The sequence below is a fragment of the Streptomyces sp. 7N604 genome (genome assembly GCF_052245475.1).
In the GTDB taxonomy this organism is placed as follows: domain Bacteria; phylum Actinomycetota; class Actinomycetes; order Streptomycetales; family Streptomycetaceae; genus Streptomyces.
This window is the reverse complement of record NZ_JBQQBX010000022.1, coordinates 42,138-61,219: the sequence shown is the minus strand read 5'-3', so window position 1 is coordinate 61,219 and position 19,082 is coordinate 42,138. Positions and strand designations below refer to the sequence as shown.

Annotated in this window: 10 protein-coding genes; 2 read left to right on the top strand and 8 right to left on the bottom strand. The window is 69.5% G+C overall.

The genetic code is table 11. From position 1 onward, the window contains the following. Positions 1-216: 216 nt before the first annotated feature. Entirely contained in the window at positions 217-1,083 is an 867-nt protein-coding gene (locus ACTWP8_RS24055; protein ID WP_443324271.1) for an alpha/beta fold hydrolase, read from the top strand. 1,064 nt (positions 1,084-2,147) lie between these two features. Beyond that, on the top strand, positions 2,148-4,604 hold the full coding sequence (locus ACTWP8_RS24050) for an ABC1 kinase family protein (protein ID WP_443324208.1): 2,457 nt from the start codon (positions 2,148-2,150) through the stop codon (positions 4,602-4,604). A gap of 74 nt (positions 4,605-4,678) precedes the next feature. Here the strand turns inward: ACTWP8_RS24050 and ACTWP8_RS24045 are convergent, their stop codons facing one another. The 8 genes from ACTWP8_RS24045 to ACTWP8_RS24010 all read right to left on the bottom strand — a co-directional run bounded on the left by ACTWP8_RS24045 (position 4,679) and on the right by ACTWP8_RS24010 (position 19,023). Beyond that, positions 4,679-5,233: a hypothetical protein gene (locus ACTWP8_RS24045; RefSeq protein ID WP_443324207.1), complete on the bottom strand. Its 555-nt coding sequence runs from the start codon at positions 5,231-5,233 to the stop codon at positions 4,679-4,681. 445 nt (positions 5,234-5,678) lie between these two features. Beyond that, entirely contained in the window at positions 5,679-6,017 is a 339-nt protein-coding gene (locus tag ACTWP8_RS24040; protein WP_443324206.1) for a hypothetical protein, read from the bottom strand. Beyond that, positions 6,014-10,639 (bottom strand): RHS repeat-associated core domain-containing protein, encoded by a 4,626-nt coding sequence (locus ACTWP8_RS24035; RefSeq protein WP_443324205.1) that lies wholly within the window; start codon positions 10,637-10,639, stop codon positions 6,014-6,016. The genes ACTWP8_RS24040 and ACTWP8_RS24035 overlap by 4 nt, the downstream gene beginning before the upstream one ends. A 184-nt stretch (positions 10,640-10,823) precedes the next feature. Then, positions 10,824-11,606, bottom strand: coding sequence for a hypothetical protein (locus ACTWP8_RS24030; protein ID WP_443324204.1), 783 nt, complete (start codon positions 11,604-11,606; stop codon positions 10,824-10,826). Then, positions 11,575-11,742 (bottom strand): hypothetical protein, encoded by a 168-nt coding sequence (locus ACTWP8_RS24025; RefSeq protein WP_443324203.1) that lies wholly within the window; start codon positions 11,740-11,742, stop codon positions 11,575-11,577. Before ACTWP8_RS24025 ends, ACTWP8_RS24030 begins: the two co-directional genes overlap by 32 nt. Next, positions 11,742-12,392 carry a hypothetical protein gene (locus ACTWP8_RS24020; protein WP_443324202.1) on the bottom strand — a complete coding sequence of 217 codons (651 nt, stop codon included), beginning with the start codon at positions 12,390-12,392 and terminating at the stop codon, positions 11,742-11,744. The genes ACTWP8_RS24025 and ACTWP8_RS24020 overlap by 1 nt, the downstream gene beginning before the upstream one ends. A 103-nt stretch (positions 12,393-12,495) precedes the next feature. Continuing rightward, entirely contained in the window at positions 12,496-14,112 is a 1,617-nt protein-coding gene (locus tag ACTWP8_RS24015) for an IS200/IS605 family accessory protein TnpB-related protein (protein WP_443324270.1), read from the bottom strand. A gap of 189 nt (positions 14,113-14,301) precedes the next feature. Then, positions 14,302-19,023, bottom strand: coding sequence for an FtsK/SpoIIIE domain-containing protein (locus ACTWP8_RS24010; RefSeq protein WP_443324201.1), 4,722 nt, complete (start codon positions 19,021-19,023; stop codon positions 14,302-14,304). Positions 19,024-19,082: the final 59 nt, after the last annotated feature.

The following is a 19,082-nucleotide window of genomic DNA, read 5'->3' as shown; positions in this document are numbered from 1 at the left end:
TCCCGGTAGCTGTCTCCCCTCGGCGCCGGTTGTCAATCCTGGAGCGTGGTCACTCGAACGAGGGGTGTTGCGCGCCAGAAGCCTCCGTTCGAATAGGGGTTCGATAATGTGTAGGTGTTCCACCCCGTACGCGACGAGCATGTACGGAAGCACGTGCGCAAGGACCCTGGAGCTAACGACGCGGAGCGGCCGGAAGGATTGGGGGTGCCAGGACACATGGTGCGGCGCATCGACGTGACCGGAGCCGATGGCGTGCGACTCGCCGCCTGGGAGTTCGCCGACCCGCCGAAGGGCGGCCGGGAGGACGAGAAGGCGCCCGGCGTGCTTCTGCTGCACGGGCTGATGGGCCGTGCCTCCCACTGGGCCGGCACCGCCCGCTGGCTATCCGCCCGCCACCGGGCCGTCGCGCTGGACCAGCGCGGTCACGGCCGGAGCGAGAAGCCGGCCGACGGCCCGTACACCCGGGAGGCTTACGTGGCCGACGCCGAGGCCGCGATCGGACAGCTCGACCTCGCCCCGGTCATCCTCATCGGCCACTCCATGGGCGCCCTCACCGCCTGGCAGCTCGCCGCCCGCCGACCCGACCTCGTACGGGCCCTGGTCATCTGCGACATGCGCGCCTCGGCGCTGGGCGCGCAGTCGCAGCGCGAATGGGAGGAGTGGTTCAAGACCTGGCCACTGCCTTTCGCGACGCTCGCGGACGTCCGTAAGTGGTTCGGCGAGGACGACCCCTGGCTGGAGCGCCCGCGCCCGTCCCGTGGGGAGTTCTACGCGGAGGTGATGGCGGAGCGCGCGGACGGCTGGCGGCCGGTCTTCTCCCGCCGCCAGATGCTGTTGTCGCGTGAGACATGGGTGCACGACGCGCACTGGGAGGAACTGGCCCTGGTCCAGTGCCCGGCCCTCGTCGTCCGCGGCGTCGACGGCGAACTGGGTCGCGCAGAGGCCCAGGAGATGGTCCGCGTCCTCCCCCGCGGCGAATACGCCGAAATCCCGGACGCGAGCCACCTGGTCCACTACGACCAGCCAAAGCCATGGCGAGCGGCCCTGGAGCCATTCCTCCAGGCAGCGCTCCTGACGTCATAACGGCGGGGCGCGGGCGAGTGCTTGGCCGCGTCCGGCTGGGTGCGCCTGGCCGCGCGGCCGAGGTGCGTGGCCGCCGCGGGCCCGCGGGGCCAGGCAGGTGGCCGGGTGCGGCTGGGAGCGGAGCGCCTGTCAACCGGCCCCGCGCCGCGCCGCGCGGGGGGCCGCGAGGGCGCGGGCGCCTGACGCCAGCCGCTCGGCCGTGCCCGGCCCTCGGCTGCGCGAGCGCCGCGGCGGCGTGTACGTCCGGGCACGGGTTGGTGCTTGCATCGTGGGGGGCGTACGTCCGGGCACGGGCTGGCACTCGCCTCGCGGGGCCGCACCTGCCAGGGCCTGTCGGTGTGCGTTGGCCCTGCGGCCGCGAGTGGGGGGAGCCCCGCCCGCCTCGGCCCGACAGCGGGACCCGGGGCCGGCCATCTGGCGCGGCTGAGGCGCTGTTCCAAGGGATGCTCCCTGTGGGGTGCCCTTGGCTGCGCGAGCTTCTCGGCGCGCAGCCCGTCGCCCCGCGGGCAATCACCGACCCGGCGGAGGGATTCCACGGAACGGCCGGGTCGGTGGTGGGGAGCCGTCCTCGTGCCGAAGGCCCGGCCACTGCGCGCCGCACATGGGTCCGTCAGGTCGAGCCGGGTCCGTCGGCGCGGCGCTTGGCGGGAGCCCGACCGCCTCGGACCGATGGCCGTATGGGCTGGCGTAACCAGCGCGTTTTGGGGCCGCTGATCCGAGGAGCGCGTGGAGCGGGTATGTCGCGCGCGTGGTTGGATGCTGCCGGGCTGGGCCGGGCTGGGCCGGGCTGCGGACTGTACCCCGGCGCGCAGCCCGCCGCCTCGCGGGCAATCTTCGACCTGGCGGAGGGCGTTCCGCAGCAACTGGCGGGTGGTGGGGGACCGCGATCCTCGGCTTGAGGCCGGGTTCATCGCGCGGGGTGCGGGCAGGCAGGAGGCCGCACGGCTGCGCGGGCGCGGCGGCGGATGCCCTAGGCTCCGGTGGCATTCCGACGACGTGGAGGCCCCGGCGGCCGGACCCCGACATCCGCCGCCGCTGCCTCCCCCGCAGGGGGACCCCCGACGATGCCGCTGCTGCTGCCGCCGCAGGCGCTACCGCAGGCCGCCGCCGGCGCCACCACCACCGAGACCGCAGCGAGCGCGGCCGCAACCGCCGCGACCCATGTCGCCTCCGCGGCCCCCGACGCCGTAACCACCGTAACCACCGTGGCCACCGCGACCGTCTCCGCCGCCAACGCCATTGATCACGCCGCCCACTATCTCCTCACCACCCTCGCCGTCCTCCTCACCGTCGCCATCTTCTTCACGGGCATCTCGGCCGGCGCCCGACGCCTCCTCGGCATCCGTATCGGCTTCCTGCGCACGCTCATCGCCTGCGCCGCCGGCATGACCGCCTTTCAGCTGTTCAACCAGTCCCTCCACGACACCGACAGCCGCGCCGCCCTCTTCACCGTCTCGCTCACCGTCTCCCTCCTCGCCGCGATGGCGGTGCTCGTCCTCGTCGAGATCCTGGTGCCGTCCGGCAGTTGGCCGCGCCCGGTGCAGTGGGCGCGTGCCGTACGCGGCAGGCTCACCCGGGCCCGCCGCTACTCCCAGATCAGCCGGATCTTCATGCGCCACGGCCTCGGCCGTTACGTCCGCGGCCGCGCCGGCCTCGACCGGGCCGCCGTCGCCGATGAGGCGGGCCGCGAGGCCGCCCGCTCACTGCGCCTCGCCCTCGAAGAGTGCGGCGGTACCTTCATCAAGCTCGGCCAGGTCCTGTCCACGCGCCGCGACGTGCTGCCCCCGCACATCGTCGAGGAGCTGAGCCGCCTGCAGAGCGACGTACCGCCCGCGCCCTGGAGCGAAGTCGAGGCCGTACTGCGCGAAGAGCTCCGCGCCCCCCTCGCCGACGTCTTCGCGGACTTCGACCACGAGCCGCTCGCCGCCGCCTCCATCGCACAGGTCCACCGCGCGACCCTGCGCGACGGCTCGACGGTCGTCGTCAAGGTCCAACGCCCCGGAATCCGCGAGTCCGTCGAGCGCGACCTCGACATCGTCCTGGCGATGGCCCAGGGCCTGCACGTCCGCGCCCGCTCCGTACAGGGCCTGGGGCTACGGGACTTGGCGGACGGCTTCGCGATCGCCGTCCGCGAGGAGCTGGACTTCCGTATCGAGGCGCGCAACGCGGACGCGGTCGCGGCGGCCGGGGACGGGCGTGCGCAGGACGCGCCCGTACGCGTACCGGCCGTGCACCACGAGCTCTCGTCGGCGCGGGTGATGGTCCAGGAGTGGCTGGACGGCGTGACGCTGGAGCGCGCGGGCGCCGACGCCGACGCCCGCGGCCTGGACCGGGACGCGCTCGCCCGTACGGTGCTGGGCGCGATGCTCCGTCAGATCATGCGCGACGGCGTCTTCCACGCCGACCCGCATCCCGGCAACATCCTGCTGCTCGCGGCCGACGGGAAGCGGCACGGCGATGACGATCAGTACGGCGACGGGCATTACGGCGACGGGCATTACGGTGGCGGGCAGTACGGAGACGGGCAGTACGGAGACGGGCAGTACGGAGACGGGCAGGCCCCCCGTATCGGCCTGCTGGACTTCGGCTCGGTGGGCCGCATCGACGCGACCGTGCGGGACGCCATCCAGTACCTGCTCCTGGCCGTCGACCGCGGCGACCCGGCGGGCATGTGCGATGCGGTGCTCGAACTCCTGGGCCCGCGGCCGGACGGCCGCGGCGCCGGCGCTGGTGTCGGCGCTGGCGACGGTGACGCCGCCGACGACGGGCCGGCGCTCGACGCCCTGCTGCTGGAGCGCGAACTGGGCCGCTTCATGGCCCGCCACCTGGGCCCGTCGAGCCGCCCCGACGCGCAGACCTTCACGGCCCTCTTCCGGCTGCTCACCCGCTTCGGGCTCACCGTCCCACCGGAGGTCGCCGCCGTCTTCCGCGCCCTGGCGACCCTGGAGGGCACGCTGACGCGCATCTCACCGCGCTTCGACCTGGTGGCGGAGGCGCGCCGGGAGGCGACGGCACTCGTGACGGAGCGCCTGGCCGCCGCCCCGGCGGCCCGTCTGGCATCGCGGGCCACCCGGACGTACGCGACGTGGACCGGGACTCCGTACGCCGACGAGGCGTACGAGGACCCCGCGTGGAACGCACAGCCCCTGGACGGTGCCGCCCTGACCCGCGCGGTCGCCCAGGAACTCCTTCCCCTGCTCCCGATGCTGCGCCGCATGCCGCGCCGCGCGGAACGCATCACGACGTCCCTGGAGCAGGGCCGCCTGACCGCCCGCGTCCGCCTGCTGGCGGACGACCGCGACCGCCGCTTCATCGCGGGCCTGGTCCACCAACTCCTGGTGACCCTCCTGGCCGCGGGCACGGGCCTGATGGCCGTCTTCCTCCTGGCCCTCGGCACGGGCCGGGGCCCGCACGTCACCTCGAACCTGGAGCTCTTCCCACTGCTCGGCTACAACCTGCTGGCGGTGAGCGCGATCCTGACGCTGCGGGTGATTTACGCGGCGATCCGGCGGGGGCCGTAGGGCCGGCTCAGGGCGCAACCCCTGCCGCCCCGCGCCGCCCGTGCCGGTGCATCCACGCTCGCGTCCCTGTCTCTCTACGCGTAGGGGTTTGTCGAGAACCCCGGGTGACTGCTCGGGAAGTCGTAAGGAAAGAACCGGATGCGCAGTGCTCCGGCGAGCAGATCGAGCACGACCCCCGTCGAGCTTCTCGGCGAGATGGCGAAATCAAGCAGACCGGCCTGCAGCGCAAGGGTTGGCCATCTGTCAGGATCTCCGATGGGAATCCACGTCAGCAAGTCGCCGTTATCGGTCACTCCCCACTGCACAAGGTCATCGGGGGCGGCATTGTATTCGTTCAGGATCTCGCGAAGCCTGGGAGCCTGCTTGCCCCGAAGAATTGATTGCGTCTCATTGGTGCAGGCGCTGATGTCAAGGTGTCTGTTCTCGGCGCCATCCGCGAAGACCCACAAGAATTCATCGAAGCAGCCAGTGCCGTATGTGCGGATCAGGCTGCTGTGACTGGCGGGAATCGCCCGCGCCGCTTTCTCCCGTTGGATGGGGGTTGGTGGTTCGGCATCCACGGGTGGTGGGCAGAGGGCGGTGAGGCTTCGCAGATCGTCCAAGTGGTTCTCGTCGGCCGTGTCGTTCACGACTCTTGCGCCTTTCTATAGGTTGGGAATCCTGTCTCTGAACGACCAGCCGAAGTCATCTACGGCTTCGATGAGAATATGGCTGGGTACGTTGCCTCCAGCTGAGCCCCGCAAAGGTCTCGTTGTCCCACTCGGCCGTGAGGAGATTGAGCCCGAACGGCCACTGGGCCGTGACCGGGTCCGGTGGCCACCCGTGGGTCCCCACACCGTCGAACTCGGAGAGGAACCGTGCCGCTTCGTGGATCTCGAAGCCGCCGCGCTCACGCAGGATGCTTTCCCCCGTCACAGTGGGTACTGAACAGCCGGGATAACACCCGGCCTTCCGCAAGACGCGGTCGGTCAACGTGGACCAGTCCGGAGGGAGTTTCTCACCCAACTTCTGGTATCACCCCCGTCGCCCTTGACATCCAGCCCGCCTCACGCGTCCTCGGGAGCCGTGATCCGGTCAGCCATCGTCCTCTTCCTTGAGGGTCCAGACGGGGGAGTCCTTCGGCGGAGCCGGCCGGATTTGCAAGGTGGAGAGGTCGAAGTCCTCGTCCTCTTCGCCGGACGGGAGCTGTCCTTCGTCGTTGGGGTAGTAGTAGACGCCGTAAGCCCAGAATTCCGGGAACTCGTGGCACATGAGGTCTGGGTAAGGAGAGATCTTCGAGTTGCGGTACCTCTCGTTGATCCTCGCCACCGCCTCCGCGCGGGGGATCTCGAAGCGCTCGACCATTTCGTTGGTCATATCGCGAAAGTATTCAAGCATGCCCTCGTCGAGGCGCATCAGGAATTCTGCGGTCATGATGTCGGGGGTCCTACTCGCCTATGGATGGAATTGGAGAACAGTTCGGCTGCTCTGTCCCCGAATATAGCAATTTGGTGGCCTACGAGGTCGGCGGGTTCGCCGCGCTTCAGGAAGCCCTTGAGATTGGTCAGCATCGGGCCCTCCACCATGTCGTAGTTGTGCATTGCGCCGCCATTCCGGTGGTGGCGGATGAATTCGGCCACGTCATCGCCTGGGCCATTGAATATCCTGCTGCTCAGGTTGTCCAGCTCGGCCTTGGGGACACGGAAGTGGATCACCGCCGGTACGCCGCCCTTCCGTTCCACGAGCTTGTTGGCCCAATCGATGGCTTGCCTCGGGTCATTGGTGACGTAGAAGCCGCCCCTTCCGAAGTCCATGTTGCGCGTGGAGGAATTCATGTCGATTCCGTTCTTCATGATGTTGTCCGCATGGTGGCCGAGCGTCCCGTGGTAGAGATCCACCATGCAGGGCGCCTTGAGCCCCAGCGGGTCCTTCCACTGCAGCGGATTCTTTACATACGCGTAATGATTCGGCGCGGGCGTCCGCCCCAAGGGGTCGGGGCTCAGATAGCGCGCCGTACCGGGCTCGTAGTAGCGGTGGTGGTTGTAGTGCAGCCCGGTTTCCGCGTCGAAGTACTGGCCCGGAAAACGCAGCGGGCAGTCGACGCGATCACCGGCAGCACGGTCGTCGCCGACCAACCCGGTGGGAACGCCCCACAGCGTCGACGACTGCGCCCACACGACATGGCCATCCGCGTCGACCAGTTCTGTCGGCGTCCCGATGAGATCGGTGACGATCGCGTAGAAACGCTCGTCGAACTCGTCCTGTGAAGCATCCGTACGGAGCGTGCGGACGCGCTGGCCGACCGGTACGTGCCCGTCGTTCCAGTCCCACGACGTGCTGACGAACCCGTCCGTCTGCTCGACGAGCTGATCGCCGTCCCAGAAGAAGGACACCTGCTCAAGCACGGTCGCGCCATCGTCCCCGAGTAACTGCTTCGCCACGCGCCGCCCCAACGGGTCGTACACGTAATGCCAGTGACGACCGTCCGGAGTGAGGACATCCGTGAGTTGGTCCTCGGCGTTCCATGTGTAGCGCCACTCGCGCCGACCGCCGGACAGCAGCTTCGTAACCCGCCTGACCACCCGGCCCTGCCCGTCGTGGCGGTAGAAGGTGCGGCCCGCCCGTTGGAGGAGAGTGCCGGAGTACGCGCGGTCGCCGGGGCCGGTCTCCTCGTCGCGCACCGGCGCCGACGTGGCGAAGCCCGTGAGGTTGCCGAGGTCGTCGTACTGATACGTCTCATCCCAGCCGGGACCACCCCGCGCGGCGGTCACCCGCCCGGCCCGGTCGAATTCGAAGGACCGCTCACCGTGGCGCAGGTCGGATATCCCGGTGAGCGCGCCGTCGGCGCGGTGGACGAAGGTGCGTTCCCGTACGTCGCCGCCGCTGCCCCCGGCTGTCAGCCGCTGTGTCGTGCGCAGCCGGTCCGCGTCCCACTCGTGGGTCAGGCGCGTAGCCTCGCTGAGCACGCGCTCGATCTCGCGGCCCGCGACGTCGTACTGGAAGGTGACGTCGTGCTGCCCTATTCGCTGCACCAGCGAACGCCGCGCGGGCTCGTACGTCCAGCGGGTGACTGCCCCGCTCGGCGTTCTGCGCGCGGTCCGGCGCCCGGTGATGTCGTACTCGGAACGGACCTCCTGCCCGTTCCACCGCTCCCCGACGACACGCCCCATGCCGTCGTGCTCGATACCGAGTTCGACATCGGCGTTGCGTGCGTGGACAAGCCTGCCGAGCAGGTCGTAGTCGTATGTCGTCGTGGCGCCGTCGGCGTCCATGGCGATGATGTTGCCGAGTGCGTCGTGGCCGAAGGCCGTGACCTGGCCCGCGCCATTGGTTCGCTCGATCAGCTGGCCCGCTGCGTCGTAGCGGTACGTCAGCGCACGGCCGTTGAAGTCCGTCTCGGCGACCAGGCGGCCCACGGGGTCGTATTCGTAACTCCAGGTCTGACCCGACCCGTTGGTGACACTGCGCAGTCGCAGCTCGGTGTCGTAGACGAAGCGCTCCAGCGTCCCGTCCTCGTTCTCGCGCACGGAGCAGAGATCGAATTGGGTGTTCTCGTACGTGATATGGCGGCCGTTGGACGACCGGTACTCGAGCGGGTTGCCCTCGACGTCGTACGACCAGCGCTCGACGGTCCCGTTCGGCAGCTCCCGCCACGAGACCTGACCCTCCAAGGTCCACCCGACGCGCGTGACCGCCCCGAAGGGATCCGTGAGTTCGGTTATACGGCCGAAGGCGTCACGTACGAAAGAACTGCGCGCGCTCAGCGCGTCCGAGGTGCCGATGACCAGTCCGGCGTCGTCGTTGACGACGGTCTGCTGCAGGTTTCCGAGGGCATCGGTGATGCTGGTGAGGCCGCCGCGCTCGTCGAAGGTGTAGGACGTCGTACCACCGAGCGGATCGATCACGGCCACACGGTTGCCCCGGTCGTCATAGACCGACTCCCAGGAACTGCCGTCCGGCTGCGTCACCTTGGTGACCAGGTCCAGCTCGTTGTACTCCTTGACGACAACACCGCCGTCGGGACGGACGATCTCCGTGACATTGCCCGCCGCGTCATGGCTGAAGCGGGTGGTACGGCCCAGCGGATCGGTGAGGGTCACCAGGTGGCCGCCGTCGTCCCAGGTGCGCGCGGTGGTGTGGCCGAGGGGGTCGGTCTCGGTGACGGGGCGGTAGGCCTCGTCGAAGCGGTACGTGATGGTGTGGCCGAGGGAGTCGGTCGCGACGGTGGTGCGCGTCTCGTCGTCGTACGTGTAGGAGTAGGCGAGGACGCCGTCCACGCCGCCTGTCCGGACACATCGGTCGACGTCGTCGTACGCGTAGCGGTACCAGTCGCCGTTCCTGCTCTGCCAGCCGGTGAGCCGCTGTCGATCGTCGTAGCCGTAGCGCTGGGATACCGAGGACGAGTCGGTGACGCCGACAAGGCGGCCCTGCTCGTCGTACTCGTACGCCACTAGGCGGGGCTGCTCAGGGGCGTTGAGCAGAGTGAGGGCGGTGACGCGGCCCGATGCCGTGGTGATACCCAGTCGGTACCCGCCGTGGTGGACCAGCTCCGACGGGGAGCCGTCGGCGGCGTACTGGATATCGATGGTGTTGCCATTGCGGTCTTCGACGCCGACCAGCGGCAGCTCCGCGGTGCGCCCACTCGGCACCCTCTGGAACCGCAGGGTTGTGCCGTTCTCCGGCTGCCGGACCGTGATTTCACCGTCCGGGGTGCCATCCCAGCTCAGAGGCCAGTTGGGGCCGACGATCGGCCTCATCGGCTCGTCGGCTTCCGGAATGGCGTAGTACAGCACGGTGCCGTCGTCGCCGACGAACCGGATACCCTCGCCGTCGATCAGAAGCCGCTGGTCGAGGGTGGATGTCCAGCTCGCCCCGAACCAGCGCCCCGCCTTTACGCCAGTGCGATGGCTGCGTTCAACGACAAGGGGCAGGACGCCCGGCAGTGAGATGTCCGGGACGGACATCACCATCTGGCCAGTGGCCATGTCGATCGGGTCGCCGCAGGTGAAGAGGTTCTTCATCTGCCGGCCCAGACCCTGCATGCGCGTGCCCAGGCCCTTGACGCCCATGGCCATGCCCTTCAGACCGACCTTGCCGAGGCTCTTGAGGCCCTTGGCGAGTCCTCCGAGGGTGGTCAGGCCCTTCATGCCGGGGATGCAGTCCAGCGCCGCGAAGGCCACGTCCCACAGCGTGGCCTCGCCGTTGGCGTATTTGTGGAGGGTGTCGGCGAGGACGACGAGGGCGGCGATCAGGACGATCGCGCCGAGGATCGGGCCGCCGATGATCATGGCGATGATGCCGACGATCGCGACGACGACCTTGCAGACCGCGACAATGGTGTCCCAGTTGTCCGAGACCCAGTCGACCGCCTCCTCCCACCAACTACGGTTCTGAATACCCGCGTCGGAGGCCTCTTCCAGCTTCTTCTTCGCCTTCGTCGCCGCGTCCTCACGCAGCTTCTTGGCATCCGCGGCCATCTTCTTCGCCGCGTCCAGAGCCGACTGGGCGTTGTCGACCGCGGTCTGCGCGTCGCGCTGGGACTCCTGGGCCTGGGTGTGGTTACGGGTAGCCGCCCGGACCTCCTTCTCATCCGGCGGCGGGACATCCTTCTTCTTGCCCGAGTCCTCGTACTCCTTGGCCTTCTTCCCCGCCCGATCCACCCAGTCGTTCACCGACTCCAGCCGGGTGTTGGCCGTCGACAGATCCCGCCGCGCCTCCCGCCCCTTCTCCAGCGCCCGCTTCGAATCGTCCTGCGCCTTCTCCAACTCCGGCCAGTACGCCGCCAGCGCATCCCCGGCCAAGTCGTAGGACTTCTTCAGCTTCCGCAGGTTCTTCGGAACATCCTCGAACTCGGACGTGAACGCGTCAGCCGACTTCCCCGCCCACTTCAGCAGCGCGTCATCCTCGGCCATGCCCTTGATCTGCCGCAGCGCGTCCCCGACATCGTCGGCGAACGCATGCAGCCTCCGCGCCAGACCCTTGACCCGCTCCGGATCCCCCGGAACCGGATCCGACTCCAGGTCAAGGACATGCCAATCCGTCGGCCGATACCCCACCCCGAACAACCCCCGTCATGCCAACAGCCAGTCACGGTGCACGAGCAACGCTCGCACGCATGAAACGATCCGCCGCGTAGCGTGAGGATACAGACGGCCTTCCTGCCGCAGGCCGTAACCCATGGATGTCATACGCCACTTGACCGTGGCGCACAACATCGTGGCCACCTCAGCGGCCGCCCCCTCAGCGGTTGATCGCCTGCACCTCCTGGACAACGACGTCCTGAGTGGTGCCGAAGGTTCCGTCCGGCAGGTCGCCGCCGGCTCCGCCCGTGCCGGTCCAGTTGATCTCCCAGGTGACCGTCGCCTTGAACTGGTACGGCTCGCCATTCGTGGCGCGCAAGTACGTCAGGCCGCACGGCGGCGTCTTGTCGCCCGAGCCCTTCTCGTAAGGAGCGCCGATCCTGCCGTCCTTGCCGATCTCGCACTCTCCGGAAGCAGGGAGCAACTCGGCGTCCTTCGTACCCGGCTCGAGCTTCAACGAGACGGGTGTGGCGGTTGTCGTTGCCGCGATATTCAGCTCGGGAAGGGACGCCGTGACGGATACCGGCTTGAAATCCGCCTTGTCCAGCCAGGCCCACGTGGGCAGGTTGACCTTCTGTTCGGCCTTCGGGGAAAGCTCGACTTCGGTGTCGGGGACCCGGATCTTGGAGTAGGCGAGCTCAGCGAGCACCTTGGGCGTGACGGCGTTCTTCACCTTCGGTGGCTGGCCGTTGTCCACCCAGAAGATCGGATCCATGCAGGCGAAGATGTCGCCGCCTTCCTCATAAGGAAGGGCGGCACGATCCCACCACATGCCCTTGCCCTTCTTGGCGAGGTTGTAGTTCGTGTACGGGTGCCCTTCGACGTAACGCCTCTCGAACATCTGGATCGCTTCGCCCAGGCCGCTCGCGTGGGGGAGGTTCTTGGTCTCCTCGTGCTGCTTCTTGAGCTGCTCAGGCGTTGCGGACCTTGGAGACGAGTTCATTGCCCTGCTTCTTGCCTGACTGCTGGGTGCTCCCCTCGTCCTTGTCCCCGCCAGGCCGCTTTGCATACGCGTCAGCGGGAGCGAGCGCCAGAAGCGCGACGGCTATGACAGTCAGGCCGTTTCGCGTCGATCGCACTACGGCCGGCACTCGTCCGCCCCCCTCTTGGAAGTGACTCCGCTGGTCTGCCACACGCCCTGCTTGTTGCGATCGAGCCGGGTGTCGTAGAAGACGTAGGAGTCCTTGTCGGCTTCCGTCTTGAGGACCTTGCCGGTCTTGCGCTCCTTTGCGAATCCCTTGGTCTCGTCGCTGCAGTAGGTCAGCCGGGCTGAACCGTCTCCGCGGAAGGCCACCTCGCGGTCGAAGAAGCGAACGATGCCCGTCACTGAAAGGCCGTCGTCCAGGTAGCTCTGGATTGACTTGGTTGCTGTGGTAGCAGCATCGCCTGTCGAGTAGAACTGCACCGGCTCGAAGTCCGGATCACCCTTGATGATGGCGGCGTCGATGGCGCGCAGACGCTGCTCGTTGTCGGCGAGAACCGCATCCTTCTTGGCGTCGCCTGTCTTGCCGCCTTCGAAGACCAGAACGTCGTCCTTCGGGAGCGTGATCTTCGGGCGCTCGGCGCCGTCCGAGGTGGAGGCGGATGGTGAGGCGGACCCCTCCCTCTGTGCCCCGGCGATCTCGTCGCCGTCCTTGGTCTTGCCGTCGTCGCTGCCGCCGCAGCCGCTGAGAAGGATGGCCGCACAGGCGGCAAGCGCCGCTGCGGCCGTCAGATGGCGGGGAGTCACGTCTGCTGCTCCTGAGTCCGTGGGGGTACGTAACGCATCACGGTATGAGGTCGGTCAGGGCACGGGCAGTGTTTGTGATCGCATTGAGAGCAACCGTTCCTCATCAGTGAGCAGGAGTAAGTCCTTGCTCGCTGCGCACGCCCCGAACGGTGTTGGGCGTACTCGGTCCCCGCTTTCTCTTCCTGTTCGGCGTCGACCCTCCGGGGGCGCGGTCCGTGGCAGGTGGGCGGTTTCCGTCACGCCCTTGGGTGTCTGGTCCGGCCTGGACGGTCCGATGCCCTGCACGATCGCTCCGGTCGTGTAGGGGCGGTGCCGTCCGTCGCCGGATCGGATGCCCGAGGGCGCGTCGCCCGATCGCGATGCTCGCGGCATCGTGACGGGTGGTCTTACGTGTGGGGGTAGCGAGCGGCTTCTGCCAATGCTGGCCGCCCCACATGCTGGTGTAGGCGGGATCGACCGCGACGACCGCGATGTTCTGCTCGGCGGCCATCGAGATGAGCCGGTCCTTGAGCTTGGCGGTGGGGAAACGGGAGATCAAATGCCGGAACCTCTTGCGTCGGCCGTGTTTCTCTCGGGTCTTCTCGGCGTCGAAGTCCAGGTCCTCAACCGCGATGGCCTTGACTCCGACCTGTTCAGTCCAGTGGAGCAAACGAGTGAGGGCGTGGCGGATCTGCGCGTCGCGGCGCTTAGCCGCTCCGGACAGGTCGTAGAAGAAGCGGTGCGGCTCGCCCATCGGGTTGCCGTGGATATCCAAGCGCCAGGCGGCGAGGTGATCGTCGTTGGTGTCCACGCCGATGCAGCCGGAGGCCAGGGCGGCGTCCAGGGGAATCGTCTGCACGGTGGTGCGCTGCCAAGAGGCGGTTGCATACCAGCGGTCACGTTCTGCGTCGTAGTGGATGCGGTAGGCCACGGCCCGGTTCGCTTCGATCCGGTCGGCCCATTCCTCGCCCCGGTGCGCGAACGTGATGGGGGAGGCGAGGACGTACCGGCCGTGCTTGGCGTTGGCCAGGTGCGCGAGCGGTGCGGGCAGCTTGATGCTGACCTCTCCGTTGGGGGTCACGCGGATCGTCTCGTTCCCGAACCGCTTCCCGGACTCGCCGTCAGCAGCAAGGAAGAACCGCTCGGCTTCCCACCGAGCACGCCAATGCTCCTCGGTGAGCTGGGCTTCGGCGAGGTGGTGTCGGGTGTTGAGCAGGCGCCGCCCGCCCCGCACCACGCGGACACGTCCGGCCTCCCAGTCGGCCACGGCGGCAGCGTGCCTGGCCTCCAGCGTCGCGAGTCGGCGGGACTTGTGGAACCACTCGCTCTTGGACCGGTAGCCGCCCGGTACGCGCCTGCTGCCGCGCTCTCCGACGGGGAGGGACAGGCGGTGCCGCAGCGTCTTGATGCCGGCTTCAAGATTTGCGATGTAGGCGGCCAGGCAACGCCGGGCGAGGGCCCACTGATCGTGGGTCGCTTTGGTGATCGCACCGGCCTGCCGAGAGGACGACTCCTTGGTCAGCGCCCGTTTCCGCGCGGCCCACTTGTCGTTGTCGTGGCCCAGGCCATCAGCACAACGGGCCTTGAGATCGCGCGAGGCGAGCATTCCCAGATGCTGACCGACCAGGGTAAGGACCCTCTCATCCTCGACGGTCAGGCCCTTGAGTCGACCGCGTACCGCCACACCCGACGGCCCCGGAGCAACAAAGGAAGCAATGATGGACCGCAACTGCCGTTGCATGCTCGCCTTTTGCGGCATCCGCCCGCCTCCCTTCATCGTGACGACCTCGAACCTACCGGCCACCACCGACAACCACCTCGATCACGCTCATGCACACGGCAATCCGTGATCAAAGACTCGCTGATGCGTACTCGCGCTGGCTAAAACACACTCGTCCCACACCAGTTCACAACCCCTCACTCAGGGCGCCTACATCGGCGTCGTCACCGTGAACGCCTCGCCGCTTCCGAGGTGCAGGAGCCCCTTGCCGGGGGCGACCGGGTCGCCCACCATCTGGCGGGTGGTCCGGATGCCGATCAGGTCACCGCTCGAGGAGTCCTGTGGCGAGAGCAGCACCCCGCGCCGCGCCTTCTTCGCCTCGACCTGCCAGCCGCGGAATCCCGAGCAGACCTCCTCCTCGTCGCCCGCGAGCACCAGTCCCAGGCCGCTGTCGCCGCCCCGCGTGAGGATCCTCTTCAACTCGTCGCCGGCGTCGCAGTCGTCCAGCATCTCCCCGTCGTCGATCAGCACCACCACCGGCGTCTCACGGCTGGCCGAACTCAGCACCTCGGCCATCTCGTCCTCCTCGATGTCCTCACCCGTGAACACCTTCAGTACGCCGTCACGGCCCTCGAGTTCGCGCAGCGGCGACGGCCGCGGGGCGGCCAGCACCACGCGTGTCCCCTGCTCGAGGTAGGAGCGGGCGAGGTTCAGCAGGACGGTGCTGCGGCCCGACTTCGCGGGTCCAGCGATGACGAAGGCCGGAATTCCCTGGGCGAGATCGGGCCCGAAGGCGGTGAGTTCGTCGCCGCCGACACCGACCAGGCCCCACAGCGGGGACCGCGCCGTCTCGACGTCGCGCAGTTCCCACGCGTCCTGGAACGAGATCCGGCTGGGCAGTACGTCGACCCGGAACGGCCGCCGGGAGCGCGGCAGTCCGGCGTCGCGCGCGGTCGCCGTCTCGCCGATGGCGGCCAGCGCGGCGGCCTGCCCCTGCCCCGAGTCGTCCGGGGCGAGGAGCGCGAACTGCGTCTCGATGCCGGACTCGTTCTTGAAGGCCCTGCCCGGCGGGATCTCCTCGGGCACCTTCCGCGCGTTGACGCCGATCATCGAGAAGTCCGAGCGGTCCGCGAGCCGCAGCGCGTACTTCTCCTCGGTCAGCGTGGCGATGCGGCCCAGGAGCAGCTGGCGGTCACCCGTGATCACCGCGTGGATGCCGACGCTCGCGCCCTCCCGCATGATGGCCATCAGCTCGTCCGTCAGCTCCCCGTGGCCGAGTTCGCCCAGCGTCGGCAGCCAGCCCTCCCAGCGGTCGAGGAACAGCACGATGTGCGGCAGCCGCTGCTCTTCTGCGACCGCGGCGCGCTGCTCGCCGATGTCGGCGAAGCCGTCCGCGGCGAGCAGCTCCTGACGGCGTGTGAGTTCACCGGACAGCCGGCTGATCAGCCGGGTGGCCCGCTCGGTCTGCGCGCGCCCCACGACCGCGCCGCAGTGCGGCAGCCGGGTCAGCGCGTTGAGGGCGCCGTTGCCGCAGTCGATGCCGTAGATGTGGACGTCCGCGACCGAGTGCGTACGGGCCAGCGAGCCGGCGATGGTCCGCAGCACCTGGGAGCGGCCGCTGCGCGGGGCGCCGCCGATCATCAGGTGGCCGAACGTCGCGAAGTCGAGTGCGACGGGGCGGCGTGCCTGGTCGGCGGGCAGGTCCTCGATGCCGTACGGGGCCGGGGCCAGCGTGCCCGCGCCCCGTACCGCCGGGATGTCCTCCAGCAGCAGGGTGGTGTCGAGGGCCGGAAGCCACGGGCTGTGCTGCGCCGGGATGGCGAGGCGCTCGTTGGCCTCCCGGACGGCGTCGACCAGGACCTTGAGGTCGGTGATCTCTTCTTCCTCGCGGGCGGCCGCCTTGGGGCGCTTGAGCGCGGCACGCCCCAGGTCCTGCCAGTCGAGACGGCCGGACCACGGCGCCTCGGTCTGCGGGTCCGCCGCGCCAGGGCGGCGGCCGCCGACGCGGCCGGACTGGAAGGGCACGAGCGAGGCGTGGCCGAGGCGTACGTACGCCCGGCCCGGCGTGGACTTGGAGATGTGGCCGGCGTCGGGCGCGTCGATGACGTCGGTCGACTCGCTGCCGTCGGTCACGCGGAGCGCGATGCGCAGGTTGGTGTTGGCCCGGATCTCGGGGGAGACCACACCGCTCGGCCGCTGGGTCGCGAGCAGCAGGTGAATGCCCAGCGAACGGCCTCGCTGCGCGATGTTGACCAGGCCGGTGACGAAGTCGGGCAGGTCGCGGACCATGGACGCGAATTCGTCGATGACGATGAGGAGCCGGGGGAGCGGCTGGTTCGACGGGTCGCGGCGCACCAGGTCCTGGTAGTCCTCGATGTCCTTGGCCCCGACGTCGGCGAGGATGTGCTCGCGCCGCTTGAGCTCGGCGCCCAGGGATTCCAGGGCCCGCTCGACGAGGTGCGCGTCGAGGTCGGTCACCATGCCGACGGTGTGCGGCAGTTGGACACAGTCCTTGAAGGCGGAGCCGCCCTTGTAGTCGACGAGGACGAAGGTCATCGACTCGGGGGTGTTGGCGACCGCGAGCGAGGCGACGATGGTCTGCAGCAGCTCGGACTTACCGGAGCCGGTGGTACCGGCGATGAGGCCGTGCGGGCCGTCCCTGCGGATGTCGATGCCGAAGGGGCCGTCGTACGACTCGCCGATCACGGCCATCGTCGACTGGCCGCCGAGTCGCCAGCGGGCCGCGACCGCGTCACCGGTCGGCGGCTCCATCTCGATGACGTCCAGCAGGCGGCTGGCGCCGGGCAGTCCAGCGTCCTCGCTCTCCCCGCTGATGTCGCGCAGCGGGGACAGCGAGCGGGCGAGCCGCGAGCACCAGGCGGGGGAGACGAAGTCCGGCCGCACGCTCTTCACGGTCTCGGCGCCGGTCTGCTCGACACGCAGCCGGAGCAGGGGGGCGGCGAGCACGGCGTCGGTGTGCCCGGAGGCGCCGGGCGCGCCGGGGTGCCAGGCCTGGAAGGACGGGAAGCCGCCCGCCTGCACGGCCTGGCCGGCCTGGGCCGGTTCGGTACGGGCGTCGGGGCGGGACAGGTCTTCGGGCTTGGGCTCGGCGATCACGAAGGCCTGGCACTCACCCGGCAGGAACCGCTCCTCGTCGTCGAGGCACACCGCGTACATCGCCACGGCCGGGCCCTCGCGGAGCAGCCGTACGACACCGGGCATCGAGCGGAGCCGCCGCGAGCCGTCCCAGACGACCACGATGTCGGGGTCGGAGAAGCCGGCGTTGCGCCCGCCCGACTCCTTCGCCGCCTTCTGGCGGGCGTCCAGGAGCTGGGTCAGCTCGCCGACGCGGGCCGCGACGGTTTCGGCATCCGTACCGATCAGGGCGTTGGCGTCCTGCCCGCTGGAGGGGCGGGCGTGCGGCAGCCAGCGCATCCAGTCCCAACTGTCCCGGGCCGAGCCCTCCGTGAGCACGTAGAACTGCACATCCACCGGGCTGTGCAGGGCCGCGATCTGGGCCACGGCCCAGCGGCCGAGGGCGCGAGCGGAGTCACCGGGGCCGGCGAGGCCGACGACGCCGAGCTTGCGCAGGGGCAGCGCGACCGGGGCGTCCTCGATCTTCCAGGTGACCTCGCGGCGGTGGTCGTCCTGCTCGGGGTCGTCGAGCACGACCTCCGAGGGCAGCTGCCCGGTGCCCACGCGGAGCAGCAGGTGGTCCAGGTCGGTGCGGCGCCGCTCCCACAGCCGGGTGCGGGGGCCGGTGCCGAGGGTCAGGACGGTGGCGGGGTCCGGCATGGCGGCCCGGCGGTCGAGCCGCTCGGCCACGAGTGCGTCCTGGGCGTCCTTCTCGATGCGCGCCTTGTGTTCCTTGTACTCCGCGACCTGTTTGGCATGCGACTTGCGCCCGTGCTTCTTGTCCATGAAGTAGTTGGCGAAGAGCATGATCGGGCTCATCACGGCCATGATCAGGTAGTACCAGCGGTCCATGAGCATGGCCATGGTCACCGCGGCGACCAGGGGCATGAACGCCATCAGCCAGGGCAGCGGGCGCGCTTCGTGCTCGCGGGGCGGGCTGGGCAGCCGGAACCTCGTCGTACGGTCCGGGGGCCGCAGCCGCGGCGGGCGGTTGTAGTCCAGGCCCGCGCCGTCTTCGGACCACTTCAGCGCGGCGTTCGGGGGTGCGTAGCGGACGATTTCGAGGAGGGTGTTGCCGACGCCTATCTGCCCGCCCAGTGGCCAGTCGGCCTTGTCGCCCTCCAGCTCCTTGCCGTCGAGGGTCAGCTTCTGGGAGGCCTGGGTCCCTTGGGATCCGCGGGCACCCTGGGATGCTCGGGTGCCTTGGGACGCTCGCGTCCCGGCCCCGGCTCCGGTGGGCTGGGCGACCTGGCAGGTGCCGTCGGCGGCGACGGACAGGACCAGCGCGCGGTCGGGCAGTTCGGGGTCGTCGATCCGGATGTAGGCCGCGGTGCCCCGGCCTATCTCGTACCGGCCGATGCCGAGCCGGTGGACGGAACCGGCCTCGGGGCCGCTCACGACGCGCAGCTCGACCAGGCCCGCGGGCTCGCCGGGCAGGCACCCGGCCGGGTCGTTGAGGCTGATCACCGCGCCTTCGCGCAGCGGGGAACCGGCGACGCTGAGGGAGGGGTCGAGCGCGTACCCGTCGACGTACACCAGCGGCGCTACGGAGGCGCCGCCTCGGCCGCCCGTGCCACCACCTGGGCCGCCGGGGCCGCTTGGGCCGCCGGCCACGCCGCGCTGGCTCTGGAGCGGGATGATCTGGGCGCCACCCGCCTGGCCGCCGGCGCCCGCCGCGCCCACCTGCTGCGCCAGTTCGCGCGCCACGTCGCCGATCTGCGCTTCGGGGTCGGCATCGAGCACGACATCGGCGCCGGCACCGCCGAGCGGATCCACGACGGTCAGAGTCAGGCGCACGATCGACCTCCTCGAGTCGTACGAGGCTCCCCCGGTACGCGAACCTCACTGCACAAGGG